Source organism: Corynebacterium amycolatum (assembly GCF_016889425.1).
Classification (GTDB): Bacteria; Actinomycetota; Actinomycetes; order Mycobacteriales; family Mycobacteriaceae; genus Corynebacterium; species Corynebacterium amycolatum.
In genome coordinates, this window is the sequence record NZ_CP069513.1 from 393,936 (window position 1) to 409,811 (window position 15,876).

The following is a 15,876-nucleotide window of genomic DNA, read 5'->3' on the forward strand; positions in this document are numbered from 1 at the left end:
AAGTGCTCTGCACCCATTTAGCCCCTGCCGCAGCTAACGGTCAATGCGCTACTTGCCCCGGCGGGTCGCCTTCACCACTCGCTTGGTGGTGCGCTTGACCGCCTTCCTAGTGGTCTTCTTGGCAGCCTTCTTCGTGCTCTTGCGAGTCGACTTTTTCGCGGCCTTCTTGGTACCACCATCGGCAGCTTCCTTCGCACGACGCTCAGACAGCAGCTCGCAGGCGCGGGCATCGGTCAGCGTCTCAGGCGTATCACCCTTGCGCAACGAAGCATTGGTGACACCATCGGTGACGTACGGACCGAAGCGGCCATCCTTCACCGACATCGGGCGACCGGAGACATCGTTGTCGCCCAGCTGCTTCAGTGGCGGCTTCGCAGCAGCGCGGCCGCGGCGCTTCGGCTCCGCGTAGATACGACGAGCCTCGTCCAATGTCACGGTGAAAATCTGCTCTTCGTTAGCCAGTGAACGCGAGTCCGTGCCCTTCTTCAGGTACGGACCGTAACGGCCATTCTGAGCAGTAATAACCTCGTTATCGACCGGGTCGACACCGACCTCGCGCGGCAGGCTCATCAGCTTCAGAGCCTCTTCCAACGTGACAGTCGACGGCTCCATGGAGGAAAACAGCGAGGCCGTCTTCGGCTTCAGAGTTTCCTCGATGATTTCCGCGGTGCGCTTTTCCTTCTGCTTGGCAGCGGTCTTGGTTTCCCAGTTCTTCTTTCGCTTGCCCTCGGCAGCGCGCTGAGCGTCCTCTTCGGCGCGCTCAGCTGCGATGATCTCCTCAGCCTTGGCTACGACACCTTCGCGCTCTTCATCGGTGACCAGCTCGGTGACGTAGGGGCCGTAGCGGCCATCGCGAGCAACAATCATGCGACCATTGGCCGGGTTAATGCCCAGCTCACGACCACCCTGCGGCATGGCCAGCAGCTTCTCGGCGGCGGCCAGATCCAGCTCGTCCGGAGTCATGGCCTCCGGGATGTTGGCGCGCTGCACCTCGTCGGCACCGTTTTCACCGGCACCCGGACGAGTACGCTCCAGGTACGGTCCATAGCGGCCAACGCGAACGATGATCGGGTTACCCTCGGCATCGTCGAAGAGGTGGAGCGAATTGACCTTCCGAGCATCAATCGATTCCAAGTTCACGTCGATGATGTTCTTCAGACCACCGTGGGTCGCAATGGCGTCGGCTCCCTTGTGGCGGTGATCCTTGTCATCACCGAAATAGAAACCGGTCAGCCAGGTCGTGCGATCCTTATTGCCCGCAGCAATGCCGTCGAGCTCATCCTCCAGCTCGGAGGTGAAGTCGTAGTTGACCAAATCGGAGAATGCTTCCTCCATCAGCCCCACCACGGCAAAGGCCACCCACGAGGGCACCAGAGCGTTGCCGCGGGAGTAGACGTAGCCGCGATCCTGAATGGTCTTGATAATCGACGCGTATGTCGACGGACGACCAATTCCCAGGTCCTCCATCTTCTTCACCAAGCTGGCCTCGGTGAAGCGCGCAGGCGGGTTGGTGGAGTGGTTGTCGGCACTGAAGTCCGTGGCCGTCAGGCCCTGGCCTTCCGTCAACTGTGGCAGACGCTTCTCAGCGTTGTCGGCGACCTTACGGCCGTCAGAAAGCGCGGAGACCTCGACGTATGCCTTGAGGAAGCCCGGGAAGCGAATCGTTCGTCCGGTGGAGGCGAACTCGACGGCGTGCGTGTCGGTGGCGCCAGCGATGGTGACCTTCATGGACGTGCCGCGTGCGTCGGCCATCTGCGAGGCGACGGTACGCTGCCAAATCAGTTCGTAGAGCTTGAATTCCTCAGCATCCAGCGATCCCGCCAGCTGCCCCGGCGTTGCGAATGTCTCGCCAGCCGGACGAATTGCCTCGTGCGCTTCCTGCGAGTTCTTCACCTTGCGCGAGTACTGGCGCGGCGCATCGGCGACGTACTCCGAGCCGTAGAGCTCCAGCGCCTGCTTACGCGCGGCGTCGATACCGGCCTTGGACAGCGTCGTGGAGTCGGTACGCATGTAGGTAATGTGACCGTTTTCGTACAGGCGCTGCGCCACACGCATCGTGCGCTCAGAGGTGTAATGCAGCTTGCGGCCCGCCTCCTGCTGCAGCGTAGAAGTCATGAACGGCGGGTACGGGCGGCGCGTGTACGGCTTCTCCTCCACCGACGCGACCTTGAGCTCAGAGCCCACGAGGTCCGCCGCCAGGGTTTCGGCGAGCTGCTTATCGACGACCCGGATGCCATCGGACTTCTTCAGCTGGCCACGGTCATCGAAGTCTCGGCCCTGCGCTACGCGCTGACCATCAACGCTGGTCAGGGTTGCGACGAATTCCTTCGGCTGGTTGGCGTCAGCAGAAGCCGAGCCGGTGTCCAAAGTTGCGGCGACATCCCAGTACTCAGCGGAGATAAACGCCATGCGTTCACGCTCACGCTCGACGATGACACGCGTCGCCACCGACTGCACACGGCCTGCCGACAGGCGCGGCATGACCTTCTTCCACAGCACCGGTGAAACCTCGTAGCCGTAAAGGCGGTCGAGGATACGGCGACCTTCCTGGGCGTCGACCAGGTTCTGGTCCAGCTCACGGGTATTGGCGGCGGCTTCCAGGATGGCCTGCTTGGTGATCTCATGGAACACCATGCGGCGCACTGGCACCTTGGGCTTCAGAACCTCCAGCAAGTGCCAGGCAATAGCCTCGCCCTCACGGTCGGGGTCAGTTGCGAGATAGAGTTCGTCGACTTCCTTGAGCTTGGCCTTCAGGTCGGCGACTTTCTTCTTCTTATCAGCGCTGACGACATACAACGGAGCAAATCCGTTGTCGACATTCACACCCAGCCGAGCCCAGGGCTCTTTCTTGTAACGAGCCGGAACGTCAGCTGCGCCACGGGGCAAGTCGCGAATGTGTCCCACCGACGCCTCCACGATGTAATCATCGCCGAGATACGGCTGAATCTTGCGAGCTTTCGTCGCTGACTCGACAATTACAAGGCGCTTGAGGCCGTCTGAATTCGCCATAGAAGTTTTTCTATCCTGCAACGTTGACTGTTTTTGACTGTTTAAGTTCTGATTTTGGTTTAAATCTTGGGGTTCTTGACCGGACTCTGGCCGGGCCAGCTGCGAGAAGCCCGCAATCGGTTCCAACCGGTTCCGATCAGTTCAAATCAGTTCCCGGCCGCGTTCTCCCGGAAGATTATCTGGAAAGAATATGAAGAATATAAGGAATACCGTACACACAATCTAGTTTGTCGCGTGGAATCCTCAAGTATCGGGCGGATTTTGGGTGTGACTGAAGGGGCTGCTGTGGGGGGGGAGGGATACCCGGTGGCCAGCCCGACGACTGCTCTGTGGCTGGCCATGACTGGCCGCAACGGGCGCGTGACTGCGGGCTGCACGTGTGAATACGGGCTGCAAATGTGAAACTGTGCGAGTTTATAGCACTTTCAGGCCATTTTTCGTGCGATTTGTGCCATAAACGCGGTCAGTAACCCGGATCATCCCCGTCGCCGCCAGCCATAAACGCGGTCAGTAACTCGCATTGAAGTAAGAAGCAGAAGGTCCCCACCGGTCGACACGCTGAGCAGACGCACTTTTGCCTATTACCCCGCGATTGCCGCGCACTCCGGGACCCCAGAAATACAAAACCCACGCAGAAATTACTTTCCGCGTGGGAGAATCACGGCTCACAGCATGAACACAGCATGAACCTTGCAGATCGAGGTCTACGAGCCAAACCGAGCAAAAGCCCAGTTCAGAACCGAACTCAGCCCCGAACTACTAAGCTTTACAGAGGCTTCACGTCCAGAGCCTGCGGGCCCTTCTGGCCTTCACCAATCTCGAACTCGACTGCCTGGTTCTCTTCCAGCGTCTTGAAACCAGTGCCCTGGATCTCGGAGTAGTGAACAAACACGTCGTTGCCACCGTCAGCTGGGGCGATAAACCCGAAGCCCTTCTCCGAGTTGAACCACTTCACAGTACCCTGTGCCATTACAAAACTTCCCAACTTCAGGATTCGATAAAACAAGTATTCGCGACGCACATCCGGCCACACACAATGGGGTAAACACGGCGAGAACACCCTTTCCGCCTCGAGCGGGCTTTTGCTGGGTGCCCTTTGGCGGGCGATACACTCAAAAAGTCTGCCACGTTTGGGGCGCAAGCGCCGATTAGGAACAGCTCCTTGCCACCCCCGTAAACCCGCGTTCGGGGCCCGGAGAAACTGGGTTGTCGAAAGGCGAAAATGTGGCTGGCAGGAAGCGTCGTCAAGCATATGAAGTGCGCGTTTATAGGAAAGGGTGGTGTCGGTGGAGTCATTTGGACGGGAGCTGCTGGGGCCGGTTATTCGTGCGCATCCGCGGGCGACGGTGACGCACATTGCGGATCTTCCTGCACGCGCTGGTGTGACCGCACCTTGGCCTGAATGGGTGCCGGAATGGCTGAAAGAAGTGCTGGTAGATCGCGGAATTGAGAACCTGTGGACTCATCAGGCGACAACCGCGAACCTCGCCCGCGAGGGCGTGCACTGCGTCGTCGCGACGGGCACAGCGTCGGGTAAATCGCTCGGTTATCTGCTGCCCGTGCTCACAGAACTGTCCGCCACCCCCGAGGCCACCGCGCTGTACCTCTCCCCGACCAAGGCACTGGGCGCCGATCAGCTGGACACGGCACGCGCGATGGCACCGGCGTCGCTGAGCTCGCTGATTTCGCTTTACGACGGCGACACCCCGCAAGACGCCCGGCGCGCGATTCGCGACCATGCCCGTTGGGTGTTTACCAACCCCGATATGCTGCATGTTTCGGTCCTCGGCAATCATGTTCGGTGGACGCGGATGCTGCGCAACCTGCGCTATATCGTCGTCGACGAATGCCATGCCTATCGAGGCGTATTCGGCGCCAACGTCTCCCAAATTCTGCGTCGCCTTCTGCGGCTGTCCCGGGAGTATGGCGCCTCGCCGACCGTGATTTTTGCCTCTGCGACGACCAACGACCCTGCTGACCAGGCTCGTCGCCTCATCGGCGAGCCTGTCGAGGCCGTCACCGAAGACGGCGCCCCGGTCGGTGAGCGGACTATCGCCCTGTGGGAACCCGGCCTGCTCCCCGACCTCCAAGGCGAGAACGGTGCCCCCGTGCGCCGCCCCGCCCCGACCGAGGCCGCAGATATCATGGCCGACCTGCTCGTCGAGGGCGCCCGCACCCTGACCTTCACCCGTTCGCGAAGCAGTGCCGAGAAGGTAGCGCTCGGCGTGCGCGAGCGCCTGGAGAAGCGCCGCCGCAGCGATATCGCCGAGCGCATCGAGTCTTACCGCGCCGGCTACCTGGCCGAAGAACGCCGCGACATCGAGCGCATGCTCGATGACGGCACCCTGCTTGGTGTGGCCACCACCAATGCACTGGAGCTGGGCATTGACGTCGGTGGCCTTGACGCGGTGGTGCAGGCCGGTTTCCCGGGCACGGTCGCTTCGTTCTGGCAGCAGGCCGGCCGCGCGGGCCGTCGTGGTCAGGGCGCGCTGGTGGTGTTGGTGGCTCGCGATGATCCCATGGACACTTACTTGGTCCACAACCCTTCGGCACTGTTGGGCCGGCCGGTGGAGAAGACCGTCTTCGATCCCCGTAACCCGCATGTGGTGTGGTCACACCTCTACTGCGCGGCTGTGGAGAAACCGATCACCACCAGCCAGCTTCAGGCATGGGGAACCCTGCCCGTAGCCGAAGACATGGTGGTTGCGGGCTGGTTGCGCAAACGCACCTGGGAAGGACAAGAACCCGTCTACTACCCGACCGACCGCGATGAGGGACCGCGCATTGCCACTGCTCACGATGCCGTGAACGTCCGTGGCGGCGATGGCCAGGAAGTGGCCATCGTCGACCAGACCGATGGTCGCCTGCTTGGCACCATCGATCTTGGCCGTGCGATGCAGCAGGTCCACGACGGTGCCGTTTACTTGCACCGCGGCGAGTCCTACCTTGTCGACCAGCTGGACTTCGACAGCCTCGTCGCCCTGGTCCACCCCGAGCAGCCACGCTATTCCACCAGCTCACGCATGGACACCACCATTCGCATCCTCGATGTTGACGACATGCGCCACTACCAGGGCTTACAGGTCGCTTCCTGCCAGGTCGAGGTTTTTCATCAGGTCACCTCCTATCTTCGTCGCTTGGATACCGGCGAGATTCTCGACAGTGTTGAGCTTGACTACCCTCCGCAGCGTTTGGTCACGCGCGCCGTGGCCTACACAATGCCCGAGTCCACACTGCGCTCGTGGGGCGTGGGCTCCGACATCGCGCCGGGGGCTCTCCACGCAGCCGAGCACGCGGCTATCGGCATGCTGCCGCTGATTGCCACCTGCGACCGCTGGGACATCGGCGGCGTTTCCACGATCATGCACGCCGATACCCAGCAGCCCACCGTTTTTGTTTACGACGGGCACCCTGGTGGTGCAGGATTCGCCGACCGTGGCTACGAGGCCTTCGCGCAGTGGATTCGCGCGACCCGCGATGCTGTCGCCGCCTGCGAGTGCGAATCCGGTTGCCCATCGTGCATCCAGTCGCCCAAGTGCGGCAATGGCAACGATCCGCTGGACAAGGCCGGCGCAATCAAAGTGCTCAGTGGAGTGTCGCGCGCGCTTAACGACGGCCAGTAGCAGCATCCTCCACCGCGACCGGCCCTGCTCTGGACGTGGCTTTTCTCGCCTTTCGTTGGACGCTGACCTGCACGTCCTCTCCATCGATCTCGCAGGCCACAAGACGTGCGTGGTTAGCTTTTGCGATTGACCCAGCGGCTTTGCAGGCATCGTCGCTCTCTTGCGCAGCCACGGCACCGGCCACCGCGGCCAGATCCGCTGCTACCGCTGCCTGCCGAGCCTGCACCACCCTCACCCCGGCTGTAACTCCAACCAAAGTCAGAATGACGAAAGCAGCGATGAACAGTGCGGCTGCGACTGTGGTGGAACCATCTTCTTCGCGTAAGAGGCGGGCTGTCATGTTTCTCATGACGATGCCGCTCTTTCCTGCAGGGCAACCGCGCGTGCTTCCAGCGTAAAAGGCCCCGCTGAGCGCCGAATGGTCACGCGCACGGTACCGGAGGTTTCCGATATCGCGACCTGTCCATCCGCGTCGGCGCGGAGCTCGGCTACTGTCTCCGCATCGCCCCGCGCCTCAGCCCGTGCGATGGCTCCGGCTGCGTCGGTAAGCCCTAGGTACATTGCGATGGTGACCAGCCCTGACAAAGCCGTGACCATGACCGTGACCAGTGCCGCGAGACCGAAAGCGGTTTCTACCGTGGTTTGGCCTTCGTCGCCGACGCACAGGCGATGAAGCGTAGAGCGGATGCGGCTAGACATCAGTGTTGAGCGCCCTTTCGATGATGTCGGTGAGCGCCTGGGTGATATCGCCGCCGGTCACGACGGTGTAGAGCAGGGCTCCGAAAGCGGCGGCAGCGATTGTTCCCAAAGCGTATTCCACGGTTGACATGCCGTTTTCCTCAGTTGCCAGAGCACGCAGGCGTTTGTGCAAATACGAGCGGAGCTGAGACTGTGCAGTGGTCAATGGATTGGTTGGAAGGCTAGTTGGACGGCTGGAGTTTTGAGTGGTCATGAGTGTCTCCCCCTATGTGGAAGTCGAGTGATAGGTCAGTTGTGAGATGTGATGTGCATTAACGTGCGTTGACCCGCGCTGACGCATGGTGGATCGCGGATTAGCCGGCGGCCCACGCGCACCGGCGAGGACGCAACCGAAAGCGCAACCAGCACTGCATCCGGCGCGTGCCAGCGCGCGAGGCTGGGCACAGTAGTGTCCAAGCATCATCACGGCATCAGCCCTGCAAACATTTCGTCGGCAAGCCCGGCGATGGTGGGCACCAAACCCAGCACCACAAACGCGGGTAGAAAGCACAACGCCAGCGGCCCGGCGATGAGGACACCGGCCTTTTCGGCGACGGCTTGCGCCGCGTCGTGCGCTTGGCTGCGGTACGTGGCAGCGGTGTCCTCCATTGCCTGCGCCAGGCCGGTGCCGGATTCGCTTGCGCGACGCCCAGCAGTCGCCAGGGGCACGAGCGCGGGTGTGGCAGCAAGGCTCTCCCAAGCAGAGTGCGCGCCCACAGACAACCTGGCGGAACACTGTCGAAGTGGCTCGGCCAACTCCGGGTTTGCGCCATCGGCAGCTGCCGCCATAGCCCGCGACAACGGCATACCGGAGCTCAAACAAGCGCCAATGATGTCGAGGGTCGCTGCGGCATCGAGAAGCACAGCCGGGCTGAGGCGCTCCCCGCCAATGACAGTTCGCACACGCTCCCGTACCTGTGCGACAATCTGCGACACCCGACTGGTCACCTGCCTCCGCACGCCTCCTCGCGTACGAGCATCCGACTCGGATACCAATTCGGGCAGTCGGCTGCGGACGGGATTGAACGTCGGCAAGCAGAGGTAGACGGCGATGAGAAGTGCGGCAGCGATCATTGTCCGGCCTCCGCACGATCAATGATGGCGACAGCCCATTCGATGCCCGCGCACACCAGCCCGACACCGATGACCAGCACAATTCCTCCAATACCGCGACTGAGGAACTCGAAGGGGGACGCTCCGAAAGCTTGCCCCATAATCAGCCCGAAGACTGGGAGCGAAGCCAAAATGGCAATCGTCATGCGTGGTCCCGCCAGCGCGGCCGACGTCTGTGAGCGATGTGCCTGACGAGCCTGCAGATCACCCCGCGCGCAGTCCAGTAACCCGGCCAAACTCAGACCATGTTGCTGCGCCACCGTCCACATACGCCCAATCCGACGCAGTTGTTCCGAAGACTCTTCGGTCTCCCACGGGTCGGCGAAGTTCGCGCGGTGCGCCGCGTGCGCAAGATGATCGGCCAACACAGTCATGTCCTCTGCCCTACGCAATTCCGCTGCTGCCGCGTTGAGCGCTCTTGAGGCCGCCGCACCTGCGCGCAACTGCGCGGTCAAGGTTTCCAGCGCTACCGCAGCGCTGTCCGCTTCCCGACGTTCACAGCGCCTCTCCCCCACAGCGCGCACTACGGCCCCTGCGGTGCGGCCCAGCAATAGCCCGGCTATGACACCTGGAATCCCGGCGAGCCATAGCAACACAAGTGCCGGACCTGCAACGATGAGAATCGATAGCCCTGCAGCTCTATTCGCACTGCCAGTGCTTGCGGCGCTCGACCCCGCGGAACCAGCCCCAAGTCCAACCATGCGCTGCAACCACTTCAGTCCACAGGACACCTCACGGGCACGGCCTGCCAGCGCTCGCGAGCGCACCGCCGCCGAGCTGTCCGGCCAGATAGCGACTGCCGCAGCCGCGCCCCCAATGAGTACGGTCACGCTAAATCCCTCCCCCATAGCTGTTAATCTCCCCGTCTAATCCCCTGACTTTTCCCCCGGGTTATTCCACCGGTTATTCCACCGACTGTTCCCTGCCGACCAGCAATTTCTGCAACGTTTCCCACCCCGGCCCCGGCCCGTCCCGAGCAGTCCAAACCTCCACCACCTCCGGTGGGTTACCGCGCAGCAGCCCGATCTGCGCCAGCCGGCGAACATCAGCGCGTTCGACTACCAACACCACCTGCACCGCAGAGACCAACTGCGCATGCAGCCCGGCGCGACTAAGGCCACCGATCAACCCCAAAGCCTCAAAGCGCGCGACGACATCCCCAATCCGGTTGGCGTGAATTGTCCCTGCCCCACCGCGATGCCCCGTGTTCAACGCAGCCAGCAGATCCACCACTTCGGCGCCACGAATCTCACCGACGACAATGCGGTCGGGACGCATGCGCAACGCCTGCTTCAGCAACTCCTGCTGCCCAATCGCACCGGCCCCCTCCAAGTTGGCGGCTCTGGTCACCAGCTTCACCACATGGGGATGCTGCGGTTGCAACTCCGGAGTGTCCTCGATGCACACAATGCGCTGGTCAGGATTAACTTCTGAGAGCATCGCCGCCAATAGCGTCGTCTTTCCCGCACCCGTGCCTCCGGCGACAATAAACGACAGCTGTCCCGCCACGATTCCCCGCAACACCGGCAGAATCTCCGGTGGAAACAGCCCGATATCGCACAACTCCGCAAGCCCGCGACGAGCCGGACGAAGCACTCGCAGGCTAATCTGAGTGCCGGTCGCTGACGGTGGGGAAAGCACCGCATGAACTCGCACACCACAGCCGCCGACACCACCAGGAATATGGCCGTCGGCCCAAGGTTGCGCGTCGTCAAGCCTTCGTCCGCACCGCGACGCGAGCCGCACCGCATACGCGCGCACCTCGCCCTCGTCCGCGAAGGAAATCTCGGCCCGCTCCAGTCCGTTGCCGGCGTCGACCCAGACCTCGCCGGGCGCGGTGACCAGCACATCGCTGACACCCGGGCGGCGCAACAGCGCATCCAACACGCCCGCGCCCACTGTTTCCTCACGAATCGTGCGCAGAATCTCCAACACCTTCACATCGGAGACAACTCCCGCGGTCTCCGCGCGAATGATGTCGGCGACCTCGCTATGCGATGCCACCCCAGGCCGCTCCGCAAGCGCCGCCCGCACCGCCGCCAACAGCCTGACATCATCCATCGCCACCACCGCCGACAAGAGCAAACATCGCTTCCAATCCCCGCGTCAGCTTGCCGACGGCCCCAGCGAGCCCGCCCACATCTATCTCGTGAGCTACTTTCTTGCAGTACTCAATCTCACCAGCAATGGGCAGATTGAGCGCGTACTCAACCTCTTCGACACTGATATCGCGGTGCTGCTGGTGCCGAACCGCAAGACTTGGCGTGAATCCTGCCTGTGCACAGACGCTGGCCAGGTGTCCACCGGCTGCGATAGCTCGGACAGAGGTGGGCAGGATGATGACGGTGTCATCGGCAAGCGCGCCGATAGTGGTGACGTACTCCACTTGATTCGGGCAGTCCACGATGACCGTAATTCCGGCATGAATAAGGCAACTAATGGTGCTGGCAATGTGTCGAAGATCGTCGGGTCTGTCGGTTCTGCCGAGTCTGTCGGCACTGTCGAATTTGGTGGCCGCCGAGGCGTGGTTGTAAGCCGTCTCGGGCGTGCGACTGCGAGTCCACGTCAACACTTTCAGCGCGGGTGATCGCGGGCAGGATGGCAGTGCTTCGTAGAGTGCCGCCCCGTCGAGACGGCCATCAGCAGCCGAGAAGTCTTGCCACCTCAGTCCCGGTTCCGTTTCCATCCCGAGCACCAGATCAATACCTCCCGCCAGCGCATCTGCGTCCACCAAGCAGATGGGCCTTTCGCGGGAAAGAACCAATGCACTCGCTGCCGCCGTAATGGAAGCACCAGCACCGCCGACCGCAGGAACCAACATCAGGCACGTTGCCGTGGAATCGGTTGTAGTTGCTGGCACGTTCGGTGCGGGTTCTGTACCTGGTGCTGTAATCACGTCTGCGCTCGCAGGTGACGCTGGGGTGTGTTGGTGGTTCAGGAGGCTCGAGCTGTGTTGGAAATCGGAGAGCCTCGGACCATCCGGACGTACCTCGGCTCGGCCGAGCAGTTCGACAATATCGACGTTATCCGCGGGCAAACTAGCGCTGTAAACAGGAGCTAAAACCTTCGCCACCTGCGTATCTTCCGCCTCAGTATCACTGCGGACCAGAAAGATTGCTCCCTCACAATGAGGCCGCCCGGCTAATCTTCGGGCTGCCGACGCATCAACGAACACCGCTGGTGCCCGACGCCACAGGGCCGATGAAACTCCCGCTCCGGTCGATGCGGGCACTGACGCTGTGGCTGATACTGGTGGTGATGCTGGCGACGATGTCAATGCTTGTGCGGCCACTGGCGCTGCAGCCACAGGTGGCACGGTCTCTTGCACACAGTCACGACCGGTAGCAGCGACTATGAGTGCAACCTCTTCACGCAGCGCTTCATCATCGACAGCGTTGACTACTGGATTTGCTGGAGCCTCGGTTCGCTGAGCCATGGACAGTTTCTTGATTGCCATGGCCATAGCGTGCACTAAAAGGCGGATTCAATGATGCTCGCAAGGGGCCAAAACCTCGCTGTCTGTGGATAATTTTCAGACTGTGGATAACTGCCGAACGCTACGTTGCCCTGGTCTTATGACTGCTGCGCGGCCTGGCCAATGCAAGTTAGTGACTGCGTTGGGTTAAGTGACAAAAAATGTGTCTGACTTTCAGGATGTCTACTGATCACCACACATAAAACGGGCTTGAATAGGGTTCTAGATGTACGGACCGGAGACGTTGATCGATGGGACCGGCATCAGCCGACCATGTGCAGGGCGATTGATTCCTTGACCTGTTCGATGAACGCCCGAGACGCGGGGCTCGGATTGAAAGAGCCCCACGCGACGTACTCGGCTCGGCAGGGGCCATCGGCCACGGGAACTGCTCGCAGCGCTGGGTTAGCCGGCACACATTCGACGGGCAGCAGGCAGACGCCCAACCCACGTTCGACGAGGGCGAGCATGAACTCGGTCGACATCGCCTCGAAGCCCACGCGGCGCTGAAGGCCTGCGGCAGCGAATGCCCGATCGCCTTGGAGTCTGCCTGGTGACCCGGCCGGGAAGTCGATGAACGTCTCGTCGACCAAGTCAGCCAGGGCCAGGGTGCCCGTGTGCGCTAGCCGGTGTTGTGACGCCATGACGGCGACGAGACGCCCTCGGGCGATCTCGTGCGCGGTGAGTCCGGACGCTGGGGCGACGTCGGCGTCCACGCCGAGAAAGGCCACGTCGAGTCTCCCGCTGTCGAGGTCGCGCATGAACTCATTGCTTCCCCCGCCCCGCACGGTGAGGTCCACGTGGGGATGGCTGGCGTGGAAGGCCGCGATGATGTCGGGCACGCTGACGGCTGTGACCGTCGGGATGACACCTACCGATAGGCTTCCGCGGACCTGGCCCACGGCCTCGGCAGCGACCGCCACGGCACGGTCGGCGGCTGCGAGGCTGGCGCGTGCTTCCGTGAGGAAGGCTTCGCCGGCGGCGGTCAGCTCTACCCGACGGGATGAGCGCACGAACAGTGCCATGCCGAGTTCCTGTTCGAGGGCCTTGATCTGGTGGCTCAGTGCTGATTGCACGACGAAGCATTGTTCTGCTGCTCGCGTGAAGTTGCGCTCCTCGGCGATCGCCACGACGTACCTGAGCTGTTGGAGTTCCACTAAACCATGATTGTAGGTCATTGTTTGGATGAGAACAATGTGTTGGACTCACCGCTGGTGGGCGACTGACAATGGATTGGTGAATACTTCTTCCCATGGGGCCCGCAGTTCGTTGCTGTGGACCTGTCTGACGGCGCTGGCCCCCGCTACGTGGGGGACAACGTACATCGTGACCACCCACCTCCTCCCAGCCGGACACCCCTTGTTCGCCGCGTTCATGAGGACGCTGCCGGCAGGGATCATCGCGGTGGGCCTGTCGAGGCAGCTGCCGCGCGGCTCGTGGTGGTGGAAGAGCTTCGTGTTGGGTGGTCTGAACATGGCCGCGTTCTTCCCCCTGCTGTTCTTGTCGGCGCAGCGTCTTCCGGGCGGAGTCGCGGCCACGCTGGGTGCGGTGCAGCCCATCATCGTTGTCCTGCTGGCCGTGGCTGTCCTCCACGAGCAACTCTCCGGCTGGCGCCTGGGGTGGGGTGTCCTGGGTGTCGTGGGGGTGGCTCTCGTGGTCCTTGGGCCGAGCGCCGCCCTGGACCCGGTGGGTGTGGCTGCAGGACTCGGTGGCACAGGGGCCATGGCCACGGGCGTGGTCCTGACCAAGAAGTGGAAGCTCCCCCAAGGTGTCTCGCCCATCGCATTGGCCGGGTGGCAGCTGACGGCCGCCGGCCTTCTGCTGGCGATCCCGGCGTTGCTGGTGGAGGGGCCACCGGCAGTGATTTCCGGTCGTGGCTGGCTTGGGTACGCCTGGCTCGGCCTGGTCGGGGCACTGGTCTCTTACAGCCTCTGGTTCACCGGCATCCGACGCCTGCCCGTCACGTCCACAGCCCTCCTGGGACTTCTCTCGCCGTTGGTCGCCGCCCTGCTCGGCGTCCTGATCGCGCACGAACACCTCGGAGCCGAGCAGTACCTCGGCTTCGCGATCGCCCTGGCCGCCATGGTCTGTGGCCAGCTCCCCGCACCCACCCATCGTCGAAAGGACAATTCATGAACATCACGGTTCTCGGAGCCACCGGCATGGCCGGCGCAGCGATCGCGCAGGAGGCCACACGCCGCGGCCACCACGTCACTGCCGTATCGCGGAACCCACAGGAGACCAACGACCCGCATACCACCGTCACTCGTCTCGATCTGACAGACCTCGAGGCACCCCTGCAGCCCGTCCTGAACGACGCAGACGCCGTCGTGCTCGCCGTGCGCATGGCCCCCGGCGACGAAAGCCGTGTGGCTCCGCTGACCAGCCGTGTCCTCGACCACGCCGCCGTCGCGGGGGTCCGGGTCTTGGTCGTGGGAGGAGCAGCGCCCTTGCGCTCACCTCACGATCGAGAGATGCTCGTCCTGGACGACCCCGCCTTCGTGCCGACCCAGTGGCGTGACGTCGCGTCGGCCAGCCTCGACCAGTTCAACGCGTGTACCGAACATCCGAACCAGAACTGGATCTACCTGAGTCCGTCGGCAGTCTTCGAGCCCGGACAGGGAACCGGCGCCTATCGCCGTAGCGGTGACACGCTCCTCATCAACCACGATGGCACGTCGCGGATCACCCCTGCGGACCTGGCCCTAGCGGTGCTCGACGAGCTCGAGCAGCCCAGCGCCGTACATCACTTCACCGCCATCGAGCTGGCAAAGGGTCTGGCCTAGGGCCAGCGGTCCACAGAGGAATCCACGCTAACAACCGTGAGGGGGTCGAGCTATCGGCCCCCTCCGTCTATTCCAAGGGGACGCTCTTGCTCCACGCCAACGCAGCACTGACCCCGCGCCACCGCTTGATCGTCGGCCAGCTCGTGGTCGACCAGGGCTGGCCGATCAGCGAGGTCGCCGCCCGGTTCCAGGTTTCCTGGCCCACTGTGAAGCGCTGGGCCGACCGCTATCGCGCCGGCCAGTCGATGCAGGACCGCTCGTCACGGCCGCATCACTCGCCGAACAAGACCAACGCGAAGACGACGAAGCGCTGCATCCAGCTCCGTCTCCGTCTTCGAGAAGGACCCGTGCAGCTCGCTTGCCGGCTGGGGATCGCTCCGTCGACGGTTCACCGGATCCTCGTCGACGCGCACCTGAACCGGCTTTCGCATGTCGACCGGGCAACCGGAGAGCTGGTCCGCCGCTACGAGCACGACCACCCCGGGGCGATGCTGCACGTCGACGTGAAGAAGCTCGGCAACATCCCCGACGGCGGCGGCTGGCGCTACGTCGGCCGGCAGCAGGGCGAGAAGAACCGCGCCGCCACCCCGGGCAAGCCCAAGAACAAGTACAGCGACCCGTTGATGGGCAAGGCCTACGTCCACACCGTCATCGACGACCATTCCCGCGTCGCCTACGCCGAGATCCACGACGACGAAACCGCCCTCACCGCCACCGCGGTCCTCGTTCGGGCCGTCGAGTGGTTCAACGCACGCGGGGTGACCGTTGAGCGGGTCCTGTCCGACAACGGCGGCGCGTACCGCTCGCACCTGTGGCGAGACACCTGCCACGAGCTCGGCATCCGGCACAAGCGCACCAGGCCCTATCGGCCGCAGACCAACGGGAAGATCGAACGCTTCCACCGCACCCTGGCCGACGGCTGGGCCTACGCCCGCTGCTACACCTCCGAGGCCGAGCGCCGCGGTGAGCTCGACGGCTGGCTTCACTACTACAACCACCACCGCCCCCACACAGCCTGCGAGAACCAGCCACCCTTCTCACGATTGACCAACGTCCCCGGTCAGTACATCTAGACCTTATTCAAGCCCGTTTCTTGTTCAATCCACCGGAATGGCTCCTGCATGTGGTAGCA

Annotated in this window: 14 protein-coding genes; 4 read left to right on the top strand and 10 right to left on the bottom strand. The window is 62.8% G+C overall.

Annotation, left to right across the window (positions count from 1 at the left end):
* Positions 1-48: 48 nt before the first annotated feature.
* Together topA and I6J19_RS01795 are read right to left on the bottom strand one after the other, a co-directional pair.
* Complete coding sequence (gene topA / locus I6J19_RS01790) at positions 49-3,009, bottom strand: type I DNA topoisomerase (RefSeq protein ID WP_038627467.1); 2,961 nt, start codon at positions 3,007-3,009, stop codon at positions 49-51.
* A 766-nt stretch (positions 3,010-3,775) separates the two neighbouring features.
* Positions 3,776-3,979: a cold-shock protein gene (locus tag I6J19_RS01795; RefSeq protein WP_005511370.1), complete on the bottom strand. Its 204-nt coding sequence runs from the start codon at positions 3,977-3,979 to the stop codon at positions 3,776-3,778.
* A 316-nt stretch (positions 3,980-4,295) separates the two neighbouring features.
* Here I6J19_RS01795 and I6J19_RS01800 point away from each other — a divergent pair, with 316 nt between their 5' ends.
* Positions 4,296-6,632: a DEAD/DEAH box helicase gene (locus tag I6J19_RS01800; protein ID WP_038627465.1), complete on the top strand. Its 2,337-nt coding sequence runs from the start codon at positions 4,296-4,298 to the stop codon at positions 6,630-6,632.
* Here the strand turns inward: I6J19_RS01800 and I6J19_RS01805 are convergent.
* The 8 genes from I6J19_RS01805 to I6J19_RS01840 form a co-directional block, all read right to left on the bottom strand.
* Positions 6,616-6,981 (bottom strand): Rv3654c family TadE-like protein, encoded by a 366-nt coding sequence (locus tag I6J19_RS01805; RefSeq protein WP_052155571.1) that lies wholly within the window; start codon positions 6,979-6,981, stop codon positions 6,616-6,618. The two genes, I6J19_RS01800 and I6J19_RS01805, sit on opposite strands and share 17 nt — an antisense overlap.
* Positions 6,978-7,331: a TadE family type IV pilus minor pilin gene (locus tag I6J19_RS01810; RefSeq protein ID WP_038627462.1), complete on the bottom strand. Its 354-nt coding sequence runs from the start codon at positions 7,329-7,331 to the stop codon at positions 6,978-6,980. Before I6J19_RS01810 ends, I6J19_RS01805 begins: the two co-directional genes overlap by 4 nt.
* Entirely contained in the window at positions 7,324-7,584 is a 261-nt protein-coding gene (locus tag I6J19_RS01815; RefSeq protein WP_070628705.1) for a DUF4244 domain-containing protein, read from the bottom strand. The genes I6J19_RS01810 and I6J19_RS01815 overlap by 8 nt, the downstream gene beginning before the upstream one ends.
* A 209-nt stretch (positions 7,585-7,793) precedes the next feature.
* Complete coding sequence (locus I6J19_RS01820; protein ID WP_038627454.1) at positions 7,794-8,444, bottom strand: type II secretion system F family protein; 651 nt, start codon at positions 8,442-8,444, stop codon at positions 7,794-7,796.
* Positions 8,441-9,313 carry a type II secretion system F family protein gene (locus I6J19_RS01825; protein WP_224784286.1) on the bottom strand — a complete coding sequence of 291 codons (873 nt, stop codon included), beginning with the start codon at positions 9,311-9,313 and terminating at the stop codon, positions 8,441-8,443. Before I6J19_RS01825 ends, I6J19_RS01820 begins: the two co-directional genes overlap by 4 nt.
* 73 nt (positions 9,314-9,386) lie before the next feature.
* Positions 9,387-10,544 carry a TadA family conjugal transfer-associated ATPase gene (locus I6J19_RS01830; protein WP_081913995.1) on the bottom strand — a complete coding sequence of 386 codons (1,158 nt, stop codon included), beginning with the start codon at positions 10,542-10,544 and terminating at the stop codon, positions 9,387-9,389.
* Entirely contained in the window at positions 10,537-11,940 is a 1,404-nt protein-coding gene (locus I6J19_RS01835; RefSeq protein WP_235191226.1) for a CpaE-like family protein, read from the bottom strand. The genes I6J19_RS01830 and I6J19_RS01835 overlap by 8 nt, the downstream gene beginning before the upstream one ends.
* Before the next feature lie 281 nt (positions 11,941-12,221).
* On the bottom strand, positions 12,222-13,136 hold the full coding sequence (locus I6J19_RS01840) for a LysR family transcriptional regulator (protein ID WP_038627446.1): 915 nt from the start codon (positions 13,134-13,136) through the stop codon (positions 12,222-12,224).
* 7 nt (positions 13,137-13,143) lie between these two features.
* On the opposite strand from I6J19_RS01840, the gene I6J19_RS01845 reads away from it, so the two are divergent.
* The 3 genes from I6J19_RS01845 to I6J19_RS01855 all read left to right on the top strand — a co-directional run bounded on the left by I6J19_RS01845 (position 13,144) and on the right by I6J19_RS01855 (position 15,817).
* Positions 13,144-14,094, top strand: a complete 951-nt coding sequence (locus I6J19_RS01845) for an EamA family transporter (protein WP_371199664.1) — start codon at positions 13,144-13,146, stop codon at positions 14,092-14,094.
* On the top strand, positions 14,091-14,744 hold the full coding sequence (locus tag I6J19_RS01850; RefSeq protein WP_038627442.1) for an NAD(P)-dependent oxidoreductase: 654 nt from the start codon (positions 14,091-14,093) through the stop codon (positions 14,742-14,744). The genes I6J19_RS01845 and I6J19_RS01850 overlap by 4 nt, the downstream gene beginning before the upstream one ends.
* A gap of 86 nt (positions 14,745-14,830) precedes the next feature.
* Positions 14,831-15,817 carry an IS481 family transposase gene (locus I6J19_RS01855; RefSeq protein ID WP_038627440.1) on the top strand — a complete coding sequence of 329 codons (987 nt, stop codon included), beginning with the start codon at positions 14,831-14,833 and terminating at the stop codon, positions 15,815-15,817.
* Positions 15,818-15,876 lie beyond the last annotated feature (59 nt).

Excerpts from the sequence above, each read along its gene's own strand:
- I6J19_RS01830 (WP_081913995.1), bottom strand. The coding sequence starts at position 10,544 with ATGGATGATGTCAGGCTGTTGGCGGCGGTGCGGGCGGCGCTTGCGGAG.
- I6J19_RS01850 (WP_038627442.1), top strand. The coding sequence starts at position 14,091 with ATGAACATCACGGTTCTCGGAGCCACCGGCATGGCCGGCGCAGCGATC.
- I6J19_RS01805 (WP_052155571.1), bottom strand. The coding sequence starts at position 6,981 with ATGAGAAACATGACAGCCCGCCTCTTACGCGAAGAAGATGGTTCCACC.
- I6J19_RS01835 (WP_235191226.1), bottom strand. The coding sequence starts at position 11,940 with ATGGCAATCAAGAAACTGTCCATGGCTCAGCGAACCGAGGCTCCAGCA.
- I6J19_RS01820 (WP_038627454.1), bottom strand. The coding sequence starts at position 8,444 with ATGATCGCTGCCGCACTTCTCATCGCCGTCTACCTCTGCTTGCCGACG.
- I6J19_RS01845 (WP_371199664.1), top strand. The coding sequence starts at position 13,144 with ATGAGAACAATGTGTTGGACTCACCGCTGGTGGGCGACTGACAATGGA.
- I6J19_RS01840 (WP_038627446.1), bottom strand. The coding sequence starts at position 13,136 with ATGACCTACAATCATGGTTTAGTGGAACTCCAACAGCTCAGGTACGTC.
- I6J19_RS01815 (WP_070628705.1), bottom strand. The coding sequence starts at position 7,584 with ATGACCACTCAAAACTCCAGCCGTCCAACTAGCCTTCCAACCAATCCA.
- topA (WP_038627467.1), bottom strand. The coding sequence starts at position 3,009 with ATGGCGAATTCAGACGGCCTCAAGCGCCTTGTAATTGTCGAGTCAGCG.
- I6J19_RS01795 (WP_005511370.1), bottom strand. The coding sequence starts at position 3,979 with ATGGCACAGGGTACTGTGAAGTGGTTCAACTCGGAGAAGGGCTTCGGG.
- I6J19_RS01810 (WP_038627462.1), bottom strand. The coding sequence starts at position 7,331 with ATGTCTAGCCGCATCCGCTCTACGCTTCATCGCCTGTGCGTCGGCGAC.